At 67.5% G+C, this 13091-nt stretch carries 14 protein-coding genes; 8 read left to right on the top strand and 6 right to left on the bottom strand.

Translation table 11 applies throughout. The annotated features are described in order from the left end of the window. Window positions 1-631: 631 nt before the first annotated feature. Complete coding sequence (locus tag WC493_RS18340; protein WP_373067122.1) at window positions 632-1333, top strand: hypothetical protein; 702 nt, start codon at window positions 632-634, stop codon at window positions 1331-1333. A gap of 304 nt (window positions 1334-1637) precedes the next feature. Here WC493_RS18340 and WC493_RS18335 read toward each other — a convergent pair whose 3' ends face one another. The 3 genes from WC493_RS18335 to WC493_RS18325 form a co-directional block, all read right to left on the bottom strand. Further along, complete coding sequence (locus WC493_RS18335; protein WP_373067120.1) at window positions 1638-2657, bottom strand: OmpA family protein; 1020 nt, start codon at window positions 2655-2657, stop codon at window positions 1638-1640. A gap of 115 nt (window positions 2658-2772) precedes the next feature. Continuing rightward, complete coding sequence (locus WC493_RS18330; protein ID WP_373067119.1) at window positions 2773-3768, bottom strand: OmpA family protein; 996 nt, start codon at window positions 3766-3768, stop codon at window positions 2773-2775. A gap of 624 nt (window positions 3769-4392) precedes the next feature. Next, window positions 4393-4809 (bottom strand): hypothetical protein, encoded by a 417-nt coding sequence (locus WC493_RS18325; protein ID WP_373067118.1) that lies wholly within the window; start codon window positions 4807-4809, stop codon window positions 4393-4395. A 166-nt stretch (window positions 4810-4975) separates the two neighbouring features. Between WC493_RS18325 and WC493_RS18320 the strand changes: the two genes are divergently transcribed. Genes WC493_RS18320 through rarD form a run of 3 tightly spaced genes read left to right on the top strand, consistent with a single transcriptional unit; the run spans window position 4976 to window position 6739 of the window. Continuing rightward, a complete protein-coding gene (locus WC493_RS18320) occupies window positions 4976-5476 on the top strand; it encodes a tetratricopeptide repeat protein (protein WP_373067117.1) in 501 nt (166 codons plus the stop codon). Then, entirely contained in the window at window positions 5473-5775 is a 303-nt protein-coding gene (locus tag WC493_RS18315) for a hypothetical protein (protein ID WP_373067115.1), read from the top strand. The genes WC493_RS18320 and WC493_RS18315 overlap by 4 nt, the downstream gene beginning before the upstream one ends. Before the next feature lie 37 nt (window positions 5776-5812). Next, window positions 5813-6739, top strand: coding sequence for an EamA family transporter RarD (rarD, locus tag WC493_RS18310; RefSeq protein WP_373067114.1), 927 nt, complete (start codon window positions 5813-5815; stop codon window positions 6737-6739). A 2-nt stretch (window positions 6740-6741) separates the two neighbouring features. On the opposite strand, the gene WC493_RS18305 is transcribed toward rarD, so the two are convergent. From WC493_RS18305 to WC493_RS18295, 3 genes are read right to left on the bottom strand one after another with little or no spacing between them, the layout of a single operon-like run. Further along, window positions 6742-7539: an enoyl-CoA hydratase/isomerase family protein gene (locus WC493_RS18305; protein WP_373067113.1), complete on the bottom strand. Its 798-nt coding sequence runs from the start codon at window positions 7537-7539 to the stop codon at window positions 6742-6744. An 18-nt stretch (window positions 7540-7557) separates the two neighbouring features. After that, window positions 7558-9651, bottom strand: coding sequence for an ATP-dependent DNA helicase RecG (gene recG / locus WC493_RS18300; RefSeq protein WP_373067112.1), 2094 nt, complete (start codon window positions 9649-9651; stop codon window positions 7558-7560). A gap of 45 nt (window positions 9652-9696) precedes the next feature. After that, window positions 9697-9843: a hypothetical protein gene (locus WC493_RS18295; RefSeq protein WP_373067111.1), complete on the bottom strand. Its 147-nt coding sequence runs from the start codon at window positions 9841-9843 to the stop codon at window positions 9697-9699. 114 nt (window positions 9844-9957) lie between these two features. On the opposite strand from WC493_RS18295, the gene WC493_RS18290 reads away from it, so the two are divergent. The 4 genes from WC493_RS18290 to WC493_RS18275 all read left to right on the top strand — a co-directional run. Continuing rightward, the gene (locus WC493_RS18290; protein WP_373067109.1) at window positions 9958-10404 is read left to right on the top strand and encodes a DUF29 domain-containing protein; all 447 of its coding nucleotides are present in this window, start codon (window positions 9958-9960) and stop codon (window positions 10402-10404) included. Window positions 10405-10470: 66 nt separating this feature from the next. Continuing rightward, window positions 10471-10788: a hypothetical protein gene (locus tag WC493_RS18285; RefSeq protein WP_373067108.1), complete on the top strand. Its 318-nt coding sequence runs from the start codon at window positions 10471-10473 to the stop codon at window positions 10786-10788. Window positions 10789-10821: 33 nt separating this feature from the next. Further along, window positions 10822-11097, top strand: coding sequence for a succinate dehydrogenase assembly factor 2 (locus WC493_RS18280; protein ID WP_373067107.1), 276 nt, complete (start codon window positions 10822-10824; stop codon window positions 11095-11097). After that, window positions 11094-13091: CarD family transcriptional regulator (locus tag WC493_RS18275; RefSeq protein ID WP_373067106.1), on the top strand; the 1998-nt coding region annotated here is incomplete at its 3' end. The genes WC493_RS18280 and WC493_RS18275, both read left to right, overlap by 4 nt.

The following is a 13091-nucleotide window of genomic DNA, read 5'->3' as shown; positions in this document are numbered from 1 at the left end:
ATGAATTAAAGTAAAGGTAGCTCTGCAATTTAACGCTACCTTATATTGTATCGACCCCGGACGATTGATAGAGTCGCCCCGAATGGTCACCGCATGGAGCAGGCCGACGTGGCAGGTTCTTGCGGAATCCGGGAGGAATCATGCCTCGGCATCTCATTCCTTGGCTTGCCTTGGTCTTGGGGCTGGCGATGTCGGAGGCGGTGCTCACCGGCCCGGCGGAGGCCTGCGAGGTGCAGCCGATTGCCCCGAGATCGACGATGGGATGCCGCGACATGGGCCGTTTCGAGCCGCCGGGCGTGTGCCAGCACCTGCCGCCGGTCATGCGCTGCCCCCGTGCCGAGGGGGCAGCGGACGAGGCCGGGCCGCGGCGCCGGGCTGCACGGCCGAGTTATCTTCCGCTGGTGATCGTGGGCACAACGAACTGAGCGCGCGGAAGAGACGGATGCACCATCAGCGGGATGGATCCCTCGACGCCGGATGCCGCGGCTGCATCCGAAGATGCGCCACATGAATTCGTCGTTTCTCCCAAGACGGCGATAGAGGCCGACTTGGTTTGATTTTCTGGTCACCTGACTCGCTACTAGTGTATCAGTAATAATACGTGATTCGTTCCTGGCAGGGGGCATTTCAGATGTCGTCGACCCGCGTTGCCATCGCGGCACTGACCTTGGCGCTGGGCCTTCAGGCCTGCTCCGGTTCCTCTAAACCCGAAGCGGCGGCCACGCCGGCGGCGGAGCCTGCGGTCGTTGCCGCGGCCGATCCCGAACCGGTCGGCCCCATCGTTCCCGGTGGCCCGCCCATGCCGAGCCGCAAGCCGACCGCGGCTTCCGGTTCGACGGTGGCGGTGCCGAAGCCGGTCCTGCCGGCGGTTGCCGCCGGTGCGGCGCCGGTAATGCCCGGCAATCAGATCCAGGCCGATACTGTTGCCCCGACCGTTTGCCGCAAGACGGGTGAGGGGGCGGCGGACGATGTTCGCCGGCTGCAGACCGAGCTGATGGTGGCGGCGCTGAAGTGCCATCGCGATCCCAGCCTGAAGATCGCCGACAAATACAATGCCTTCGTCCGCAAATTCTCGAATGAAATGGTCACTCAGACCACGACGCTGCAGGCGCTGTTCAAGCGCCAATACGGCTCGGCCTACATGAAGCAGTTCGACGTCTATGTGACCGCATTGGCCAACGAGATTTCGCAGCGCAGCCAGAAGACGGCTGGCTACTGCAAGATTATCGACGGCCTTCTGGACCAGGTGAACGCCGTGGCACCGAAGGACATCGGCAACTTCTCGGGGCAGGCCCCGGTGATCGTCCGGACCTCGCTGAACAAGCCCTGCTGACCCAGGGACGAGCAGGAACAAAGAAGGGCGCGGCTTCAAGGCCGCGCCCTTTTTCTTTGCTCTCGGCGAGCGTGCTCTCGAGCGCCCGATCTGCAGGCGGCGGCGGCCCTCGGCGAGCAGGCGCCGAGACGATGGGGCTACGGGATCGGGGCGGATCGGCACGCTTGCTGGCAGTCTCGGCTGCTGCGCCACCCGATCGAGCGGGCTGAGCCCGGGCGGCGCGGCGACTGTCGGCCGGCGTTTCCGGGCAAAGAAAAAGGGCGCCGGTTTCCCGGCGCCCTTTCCGACGAACCCTGCGGCAGGATTACTGCAGCACGATCTCGACGCGGCGGTTCTGCGGCTCGCGGACACCGTCGGGGGTCGGGACCAGCGGAGCGCTTTCGCCCTTGCCGATGGTGGTGATGCCGGCAGCCGGGACACCCATGCCGACCAGCACGGCCTTCACGGCGTCGGCGCGCTTCAGCGAGAGCTTCTGGTTGTAGCGGGCCGAGCCCGAACGGTCGGCGTGACCGGTCAGTTCGATGCGGGCGACGCCCAGCGAGGTCGCAGCGTTGGCAGCGTCGGCGATGATCGCCTTGGCTTCCGGGGTGATCACGGTCGAGTTCCAGTCGAAGAACACGATGTACGAACGGGCCACTTCAGCCGCCGGAGCGGGAGCCGCCGCCGGAGCCGCGACCGGAGCCGCCGGAGCGACGCCGAAGTTGTAAGTCAGGCCGGCCATGATGTTGTGGGTCGAATACTCGCCGTCAGAGCTCGCCCCGGTCACGTTCGTGAACTTCGGGTCGAGGGTCGCGAAGTAGCGGTAGTCGACGAAGAGCGACAGGCCGCCGGTGATGGCGACCTTGACGCCCGCGATGCCCTGATAGGCGAACTGAGTATCGTCGTCGTCGTAGAAGCCGTCGAGCTTATTGGCATAGATCCAGGCAACGCCCGCACCAGCGCCGATATAGGGCGTGAAGCGCGACGAATTCTCGAAGTCATAGAGAACATTCAGCATCAACGCGAGCGACGAAAGGTCGCCCGTAACGTTGGGCTCGTTGTACCCCATATTCCCCTTGGCCTTGTCGCCGGAGTTATGGCGGTAGGTGACCTCGGCTTCCACGCGCGGCCCGCCGAAGTCGTAGCCGAACGCGCCGCCGGCGGCCCAGCCATTCTCGTTATCGTAGGTGTACTTCTCCGGATCGCCTGCGTCCTTGAAGTCCAGGCTCGGCTGAATCACATAGCCGCCGAACGCGCTGATGTAGGGGCCGACGCGGTCGGCATGAGCGGCAGCGCCGGCGACCATGATCGCCGCTGCGCTGACGAGACCGAGGGTAATGCGCATCTTCTTCTCCGTTTCGACTTGTTTGCTTTGGACCGAAGGCCCGCCGTCGTAATTCCGGCAGGCCTTCGGTTCCACATCGGCGACTGGCGATTGGCCCACCGGTCGCCGACGGGGATCAGGGCAGAACGATTTCCACGCGCCGGTTCTGGGCCTCGCGGACACCGTCCGGCGTCGGCACCAGCGGCGCGGTCTCGCCCTTGCCGACGGTGGTGATCGAGTCGGGAGCCACGCCGAGCGAGACGAGGACAGCCTTCACCGCCTCGGCGCGCTTCAGCGAGAGCTTCTGGTTGTAGCGGGCCGAACCCGAACGGTCGGCGTGGCCGGTCAGTTCGATGCGGGTGACGCCGAGCGTCTGCGCGGCCGAGGCGGCATCGCGGATGATCTGCTGCGCGTCCGCGGTGATCTCGACCGAGTTCCAGTCGAAGAACACCATGTAGGAGCGAGCAGCTTCGACCGGAGCGGGCGCGACCGGGGCGGGCGCGGGCTCGGCCATCGGGGCGGCCGGGGTGCCGAAGTTGTAGCTCAGGCCGGCCGTGATGATGTGCTGCTGGTAGTCGAACTTCACACCGTCGAATTCCGCCTTCAGGCTGCGGAAGTAACGGTAGTCGACCACGGCCGAGAGGTTCTCGGTCACGGCGATCTTGGCACCGGCCAGGCCCTGGAAGGCGAAGGCGGTGTCGGACGGGGTATCGTTGCCGCTGTCCACCTCGAGATGGGCGGCGCCCATGCCGAAGCCGACATAGGGGGTGACGATCGAGGAGTTCTCGAAGTCATAGAGGGCGTTCACCATCATCGAGATGTTGGTGATCTTGCCGTCGATCGACACGGAGCCGAGGGCGCCGCTCGCCTTGTCGAACTCGTTCTTGTGATAGGCACCTTCGAACTCGATCCGGGCCCGACCGAAGTCGTAGCCGACAGCCGCACCCGCGAGCCAGCCGTCCTTGAACGAGAATTCGCCAGACCCACCACCCGACGTCGTGAAATCCGTGTCCGGATTGATCGTATAGCCGCCGAAGCCGGTGATGTAGGGGCCGGACACCATGTCGGCCTGTGCAGCCGCGCCAGCGACGAGAAGAGCGGCAGCGCTAACCAGACCCAGGGCAAGTCTCATGACCGTCTCCGTTCCATTTCCATCTATTGTAAACCAATGCCCACCATACTCAGTCGCAATTGGTGCGGCACCGGCTAATCACTCCAATTTCCAGCGCTTCCGCCCACATTGGCGCATTACGGCGGAAACAAGGCTGGCTTGTTCGCAGGGGCAATGTATGCCGCACCCAAAGGGCGAACAACAGCCGAATTGGTCGCCGAAGCGGGGCGCGGCAACTCGGTTGAAAGTGTTGCGGGGCGGACACAGCGCTGCATGGCGTCTGAAAGGTCCTAGAGCCCGATGTCACGTAATGTAACCGTTCCAGAGTCGTGCAGATTCATTCATTCGTGGCGGAGAAAAGCAGCAATGGTGGAAAGAAGGACAGCAGCACGCATCGCCGTCTTGTCGTTGGCGTGCCTATTGGGTGCTTGCCAGTCAACTCTGTTTCCGGATCCGGCGCTGCGGCACGGTGAACCGTCGACTTGGCCCGGCGGGGATCAGGCAGCCTTCGAAACGATGACGACGCAGACCCGTTGCCGCTCGACCCTGGGAGCGCCGGACTGCGTCACGGTGTCCCCGGCTGCGCCGGCCCCCGCGACTCCGGCTGCGGGCGGCCCGATTCTCCTGACACCGCGGCCCTGAGCTTCAGGGGCGGCCGACCCCGAGGCGGCCGGCCAGGGCCAGGACATAGGCCCGGTCGCCTGAATCGAGGCGGCCTGCCGCCAGTTCGCCGGCAAAATCATCCAGTTCCGCCCGAGTCTCGGGCGAGAGATCGTCCCTGGCCCTGAGGGCGTGCAGGACACGCCCCACGTCCGCGTCGCCGAGCCTGAGCGGGGTCGGCGAATCGTCGTCGTCACTGTCGATGTCGATCGCGCCGTGGTCGAAATCGGCCGAGAAGGTACCTTCGGGACGCGCCACCTGAATGATGACATCGGCCCAGTCGAGCCCGGATTCTGCCAGCAGCGACACGGCGTTCCGCGCATTGGCGAGGACCGCGGCCTCGTCTTCGGCGGACAGGCCGTTCAAAGCCTCGATCAGCTGTTCGCGTTTTTCCCGGTCCATTCTCTCGCTCCGCGGCCTTGCGTCGTTTTCCCCTGATACAGCATCCGGGGCGTCCAGGAGAAGCGCGGAAGCCGTCGCAGCCCCCTGACAGGGCTGGTCTGCGCCGAGTCGGGCTTGCCTTTGCGGCAAAACCTATCGATGGTGTGCCCGCTTCCGGGAGATTGACATGCCTTTCCTGTCGAAATGGTCCACCGCGTTCCTGTTGGGGCTCGCCGTGGCCATGTCCGGCGGGGTGATGGCGCGTGCCCAGGACCGGAATGCCGGCATGGAAGCGATCCAGAAGGGCGATTTCGCCACCGCCATGGCGATCCTCAAGCCGCTTGCCGAAGCCGGCGACGCCGCCTCGCAGTTCGATGTCGGCGCCATGTATGACAACGGCATGGGCGTCTCGCCCGATCCGGCCGAGGCTGCGCGCTGGTACCTGCGTGCGGCGCGCCAGGGCGATCAGACCGCCATGTACAACCTCGGTGTCATGTATGAGGAAGGCGTCGGCGTCGGCAAGGACCTGGTGCAGGCCTATGTCTATTACGCCCTCGCGGTCGAGCAGGGCCCGCCCTATGCCCAGCGCAACCGCGACAAGGTGAAGGCTGCCCTGAGCGCCGACGACGTGGCGCGCGGCGACGGCATGATCGGCGCCTTCAAGCCGGTGGCCGAGAAGAAGCCATGAAACGTCCCTTCAACCCAGCGCGTCCGCGCCGCGCCCGGCGGCGGCCACCCCATGTCGCGCCTGAGCCGCGTCCGGCGCTGCCGTCCGGCAGCCTTCAGGAGGAGGCGCGGGAAGTGCTGAGCACGGCGCGCCAGTTGGTCGATCATTATGGCCGCGAGGCGCCTTCGGTCGCCCTGATGCGCGCGGCCGAAATGGCGGCGGTGGGTGATGACCGCGGCAGCGCCGCCTGGGAAGCGATCGGCGCCGCCGTCGATATGATCCTGGCCGGCCGGCCCGACATCACCGGCGGCCTGAACTGAGCCTCGCGGTCCTTCGACCGTAACCGACGGCGGCATCATGCCCGAGATTTCCGTTATCCGACCCGGCAGCGAAGCTCGCGCCACGGCACTGGCCGGCGCCGCCTATGCCGTCGCGGCCTATACGGCCTGGGCCATGCTGGCGCTCTATTGGAAGGCGCTGACCGGGGTTCCGCCCTTCGAGGTGATGCTGCACCGGGCCGTCTGGTCGACCCTGTTCCTGTTCGGCCTCGTTTTCGCCAATGGCCGCGGGGCGGCGCTGCACGAAGCCTTCCGGGCGCCCCGGGCCTTGCTCGCCCTCGGGCTCACGGCGGCACTGCTGGCGGCCAACTGGTATCTCTTCATCTGGGCGATGCAGTCGGGCTTCGCCCTCGAGGCGAGCCTCGGCTATTACATCAATCCCCTGGTCAACGTGCTGCTCGGCGTCGTCGTGCTGCGCGAGAGCCTGTCGCGCATCCGGCGCTGGGCGGTCGGTCTCGCCACACTCGGGGTTACCGTGCTCACGGTCTATCTCGGTGTGCCGCCCTGGGTCGCACTGATTCTGGCGGCGACCTTCGGCATCTATGGTCTGCTCCGCAAGATGACGCCGGTCGATCCGATCGTCGGCCTCGCGGTCGAGAGCCTGTGGATGGCGATCTTCGCCGCCCCCATCCTGGCCTTCATGGAAGTTCAGGGCAGCGCCAGCCTGGGCCGCCTCGGGCTTCGCACCGACATCATGCTGATCGCCGCGGGCGTGGTCACCGCCGTACCGTTGATCTGGTTCAACGCGGCGGCCAAGCGGCTCACCCTGTCGACCCTCGGCCTGTTCCAATATATCGCGCCGACCGGCATGTTCCTGATCGCCGTTTTCGTGAACGGCGAGCCCTTCACCGCCGTCCATATGGTGACTTTCGCCCTGATCTGGCTCGCCCTCGGCCTGGTCGCGGTGGAGAGCCTGCGGGTCGCCCGGCGTATCGAAGGCGCCTGAGTTCAGTCGCAGATGTCGCGCTCGCCTCGGTTCAGGTCGTGCATCCGGGCGAGCGGTTCGGCCTGACCGACGAGATCGAGGAAGGCCGCCCGTTCCGCCGCCAGGCCCTCGGCCAGAGGGGTCGTCGCGGCGGCGCGCACCAGGCGCTTGACCGCGGCGCTGGCGGGCGCGAACTGATCGGCCAGGCGGCGCGCCATCACCATGGCGGCGTCGACGGCGAGGTCCGGCGCCATTTCCTGCGCGATGCCGAGCTGCAGCGCCTGCACCGGCGAGACCACGAGACCCATCAGGATCAGTTGCAGCGCCTTGGCCGGACCGATCAGCCGGGGCAGGCGCTGGGTCCCGCCGCCGACCGGCAGCAGGCCCAGATTGGCTTCCGGCAGGCCGATCGAATAGCCGTCGTCCTCCACGACCCGGATGTCACAGGCGAGCGCCAGTTCGAAGCCGGCGCCGATGCAGGTGCCGTTGATCGCCGCGATCCATGGCCTCGGGCTCGCCTCGATGCGCGCCAGATGGGCGGCGAAGGCGGTGGCGGCGGGCAGGGGATCCTCGTCCGCCGCCGGCTTGTGGCCCTTCAGGTGGCGGCCCACCGCCTCGAACTCGCGGATCGAATAATGGTCGGCGAAGACGCCGGGGATGCCGCCGGTTACCACCACGGCCTTCACGCTCGCCTGGGTCTCGACCGTGTCGATGGCGGCGCCGAGGGCGTCGATCGTGCTCCGTTCGAACTGGCCGTGGGGCGGGGCGTTCAGCGTGACCAGGGCGATGCCGTCGGCGATCGTGACCGTGACCTGTGACATGAAACAATCCTTCGGGATCTAGCCGGAGGCGAGATAGCGGACCGCCGCATCCCGCTCGAAGAGATAGAGGAGGTGGCGCAGGGCCTGGCCGCGCGGGCCGGTCAGCGTGGGGTCGCGTTCCAGCGCCAGGCGGGCGTCATCATGCGCGATTTCCATCAAAGCTGCATGACGGTCGAGATCGACCAGGCGGAATTCCGGCACGCCCGATTGCCGCGTGCCCAGGATTTCGCCGGCGCCCCGGATCTTCAGGTCGGCCTCGGCGATGGCGAAGCCGTCGTCGGTCTCGCGCAGCGTCTCCAGCCGGGCGCGGGCGCCTTCGGTCAGATGCTCGGCGGCCAGCAGGATGCAGAAGGAGGCGTCGGCGCCCCGGCCGACCCGGCCGCGGAGCTGGTGGAGCTGGGCCAGGCCGAAACGTTCCGCCTGTTCGACCACCATCACGGTCGCCTTGGGCACGTCGACGCCCACTTCGATCACCGTGGTGGCGACCAGGAGCTTAAGGTTGCCGGCGGCGAATGCCTGCATCACCCGGTCCTTCTCCGCCCCCTTCATGCGGCCGTGCACCAGGCCCACGGTGGGACCGAAACGGGCGGCCAGATGGGCGAAGCGTTCCTCGGCCGCGGCCGCGTCGCTGGTCTCGGATTCCGTCACCAGGGGGCAGACCCAATAGACCTGGGCACCGCGCTCCAGGGCGCGGGCGACCGCCTCCACCATCTCGTCCAGGCGGGCGAGGGAGACGATGCGGGTATCGATCTTCTGGCGGCCGGCCGGCTTCTCGGTCAGGCGCGAGACGTCCATGTCGCCGAAGGCGGTGAGCGTCAGGGTGCGGGGGATCGGCGTCGCACTCATGACCAGGACGTCGAGGCCGTTCTCGCCCTTGGCGGCGAGCGCCAGGCGCTGGTCGACGCCGAAACGATGCTGCTCGTCGATGACGGCGAGGCCGAGGTCTTTATAGGCCACTTCGCCTTCGAGGAGGGCATGGGTGCCGACCACGATGTCGATCTCGCCCGCCGCCAGCTCGGCCAGCAGGCGTTTCCGGGGGGCGCCCGAATCGCGGCCCGTGAGCACGGCGAGGCGAAGCCCGGCGGCGGCGCAGAGGGGTTCCAGGCTCTTGCCGTGCTGGCGGGCGAGGAGTTCGGTCGGCGCCATCAGACACGCTTGCCGTCCGGCCTCGACCGCGATCGCCATGGCGAAGAGGGCCACGACGGTCTTGCCCGCGCCGACGTCGCCTTGCAGCAGGCGGAGCATCCTCGTCGGCGCCGCGAGATCGGCCGCGATTTCGGCGATCGCGGTCTCCTGCCCGCCGGTCAGGCGATAGGGCAGGGCGGTCCGCAACCTGTCCTGGATCGCGCCGGTGCCCACCACCGGCCGTCCGCGCTGGCGCCGCAGCCGCCGCCGGACGAGGGAGAGGGCCAATTGATTGGCCAGCAATTCGTCATAGGCGAGGCGGCGGCGCGCCGGCTGATCGGCCGAAACGTCGAGCGGTCCTTCCGGCCGGTGCACCCGGACCCAGGCTTCGTGCCAGGCGGGCCAGGCTTCGCGTTTCTGGAGATGGGGATCCAGCCATTCCGGCAGATCCTGCGGCGCCCGCTCGAGGGCCGCCTGCACCACCTTGGCCATGATGCGCGCGGTGACCCCGGCGGAGAGCGGATAGATCGGCTCGACCGGGGGGATCTTGTCGGCCTCGGCGAGTGCTACGACGTAATCCGGATGGGTCATCTGGAGCTGACCCTCGTAGGATTCGACCCGGCCGCTGACCAGCCGCGTGGCGCCCACGGGCAGCAGGCGGGCGAGCCAATCCCCCTCCGTCTTGTGGAAATAGACGAGATGCATCTCCCCCGTGCCGTCGCTGACCACGACGCGGTGAGGCGCGCGCGGGCTCCGGCTCGTGCGGTGCGCCTCGACCGTCACTTCGATGGTGGCGACTTCGTTCAGCGGCGCGGTGGCGATGGTCGGCCGGGCGCGCCGGTCGATCAGGGCGAAGGGCAGGTGGAACAGCACGTCGATCACCCGCTCGCCGCCCACCGCCTTGGCGATCGGCTTGGCCAGCTTGGGCCCGACCCCGGCCAGCACGGTCAGGGGCGCGAACAGGGGCAGGAGGGGTTCCGGGCGCATGGGCGATGGTTATCGGGTTTTCCCCATGGGCTCAAGCCGGGGCGCTCAAGCGGGGCCGGTCAGCGGCACATTGCCGATGTCGGTGGCGAAGGCGCGGAGATCAGTCGGCAGCCCGTCCCGGATCGTCTCCAGGTAAGCGAAATAGCGCTGGATGTCCCAGACGCCATCCTCGTCCTGGATGAGATGTTTCATGGCCTCTCCCGTTTGGGCGCATGGGGGATGGTTATCGGTTTTTCCCTGGGCGCTCAATCTTGTGATCGGGTCAGGGCGTGCGCATACTGTTCCAGCTTATGGTCGGGTGTCGTCATGGCGGTCGCGAACACGAGCCTTTACGAGCGTGATTTTCACGCCTGGGCGGAAGAACAGGCGGCGCTGCTGCGTGCCGGCAAGCTCGCCGCCGCCGACGTCGAGCATATCGCCGAGGAAATCGAGAGCATGGGTCGAAGCGAGCGGCGGGAACTCGTGAACCGGCTGACAGTGCTGCTCGCCCATCTCCTGAAATGGAATTTTCAGCCGGGTCACCGCGGGATGTCCTGGCAGGCGACCATCCGTATCCAACGCCGTGAACTGGCCGATCATCTGGCCGACAATCCGAGTCTGCGTGCCTTGCTCCCCGATGCCATGACGCGCGCCTATGGACGTGCGGCGATCGAGGCCGGCGCCGAAACCGGCCTCGGCGACGCGGCCATGCCTGCGGCCTGCCCTTGGACGTTCGAAGAGACGATCGACGAAACCTTCTGGCCGGAGGGGTGAGCTGCACTGCCGTCTGCACGCGAAGAGGGCCGCACCGGTCCTCACGAGGGACGGGAGATCGCGCTGATGCGGGCCGGTGTGAAGCCGCTCGCCTATTTTCCGGAGGAGGAAGCCGCCGCCCTGGTGGCGGATCGCCAACTTCTGCGGGAAGACTACTGGATCGACGAGTTGGCGCCCGACGGCCGGCAGATTCGTCTCCTGCACGTTTATTTCGCTCTGCCCGCCGAAGCCTGGCGCATTCCGGCGCTGCGCCTGATCCATTCGATCTATTCGGGCCCCTCCGGGTGGCACCCCGACCTGGAACGGGTAATCGGTGCCCTGCTGGGTTATCAGCCTGTCGATGTGGAGCATTTCCTGCAGTCGGTCGCCCAAGCCCGCAGGTGACACCGGCGCAAGGCCGCCCTATATGTTGCCGCCATGCAGGAAGACGAGCTGGATATCAGGCGGCGGCGGGCGCGGTTCCGTTCTTGGCATCGCGGCACGAAGGAGACGGATGTCATCCTCGGCCCCTTTGCCGACGCCCATGTCGCGGGTTTCGGCGAGGCCGAGATCGCCGCCTATGAACGCCTCCTCGAGGAGGAGGATCCGGACATCTATGCCTGGCTGACCGGCACCGCCCCCATCCCGGAACGGGTGAGGGGCCCGGTGCTCGACCTCCTTCTGGCCTTCAAGCCGTATCACCACCGACCGTGATCATCCCGCCCAAGATTCTCGACGACCGGCCCCGGCTCACCATCGCCGAAGCGCCGGAAGGGGCCGATGCCCTGGTCATCGCCGAAATGGCGAAGACCATCGACGTCCTGCATCTGGCGCGGGACGAGGCCAGGCTCGCGCCCCTGGTGGCGGCGCTGGAATTCTTCGCGCCCGGGCTCGAAGTCCTGGTCCTGCCGGCCTGGGACTGCCTGCCCTATGACCGCGTCTCGCCCGGGGCCGAGATCGTCGCGCGGCGCATGGAAGTGCTGAGCCGCCTGGCCCGGCCCAAGACCACGGTGGGCGGCAGGGTCGTCATCGCCTCGGTCGAGGCGGCCTTGCAGCGCCTGCCGCCGCGCGCCGCCATCGCGGCCGAGACGATCCGGGCACGCACCGGCCAGGAACTGGACATCGAGGACCTGACCCGTTTCCTCGCCCGCGTCGGCTATACCAAGGCGGGCACGGCGGCGGACGCGGGCGAATTCGCTGTGCGCGGTGGCATCGTCGACATTCTGCCGCCGGGCGAGCTGGAGGGTTACCGCCTCGACTTCTTCGGCGATTCGATCGAATCCATTCGCCGCTTCGATCCCGAGAGCCAGCGCACCACGGGAAAGGCCGAGGAAATCGCCCTGGTGCCGGCCTCCGAAGTGCCCTTCGACCAGGACTCGATCCGCCGCTTCCGCCAGGCCTATGTCGAACTCTTCGGCGCGGTGACCGACGACGATCCGCTCTACGAGGCGGTGTCGGCCGGGCGGCGCCATGCCGGCGTCGAGCATTGGCTGGCCCTGTTCTATCCGCGGCTCGACAGCATCCTGGACTATTGCCCGGGTGCCTTGGTGACCGAGGATGCCCAGTTCCGCCCCGCGGTCGAGGCGCGCCTGGCGCTCGTCACCGACTATCACGCCGCCCGCGTCGCCGCCCGCGAAACCAAGACCGTGGTGTCCCAGGGCACGGTCTACAAGCCGCCGCCGCCCGGCCTCCTCTATCTGACCGGCGGCAGCCTCGAAGATGCGCTGAACCGGCGCATCGTGCGCGTGCTGGAACCCTTTGCGTCGCCCAAGGCGGCGCTCGACGTGAAGGCCAGGCCGGGGCGCGATTTCGCGCCGGAACGGGCCCAGGGCGGCACGCCCTACAAGGCGCTGGGCGGCCATCTGGCCGCGATGGTCGGCGCCGGCAAGCGGCCCCTGATCGCCGCGACCTCGATCGGCTCGCGCGACCGCCTGCAGATGGTGCTGCGCGACCATGGCATCGAGCCGCTGGCGGCGGTCGAGGGCGTGAAGGATCTGGCCGACCTGCCCAAGGGCTGTGTCGCGCTCGCGGTGATCAATATCGACCGCGGCTTCGAGACCGACGACCTCGCCGTCGTCACCGAGCAGGACCTGCTGGGCGACCGCCTCATTCGCGCCTCGCGCCGGGCGCGCAAGGCGGACAATTTCCTGACCGACGCCACCACCCTCTCGGTCGGCGATCTCGTGGTCCATGTCGACCATGGCATCGGCCGTTTCGAGGGCCTGAAGACGATCGAGGTCACGGGCGCGCCGCACGACTGCCTGCATCTCACCTACGACGGCGGCGACAAGCTGTTCCTGCCGGTCGAGAATATCGAGCTGCTGACCCGCTATGGCGCGGGCGACAGCGAGGTCCAGCTCGACAAGCTGGGCGGCGGCGCCTGGCAGGCGCGCAAGGCCAAGCTCAAGAAGCGCATCCGCGAGATCGCCACCCATCTGATCGAGATCGCGGCCAAGCGCGCCCTGAAGACCGCGGCGCGGCTCGACGTGGGCGACGGGCTCTACCAGGAATTCTGCACCCGCTTCCCCTATGAGGAGACGGAGGATCAGCTCAAGGCGATCGCCGACGTGATGGCCGACATGACCTCGGGCAAGCCGATGGACCGGCTGGTCTGCGGCGACGTCGGCTTCGGCAAGACCGAGGTCGCCTTGCGGGCGGCCTTCGTCGCCGCCCTCTCGGGCAAGCAGGTCGCGGTGGTGGCGCCCACG

Origin of the sequence: Zavarzinia sp. (genome assembly GCF_041650655.1) — a bacterium.
GTDB lineage: Bacteria > Pseudomonadota > Alphaproteobacteria > Zavarziniales > Zavarziniaceae > Zavarzinia.
Note: the sequence above shows the minus strand (reverse complement) of the source record. Positions and strands in the feature narration are given on the sequence as shown.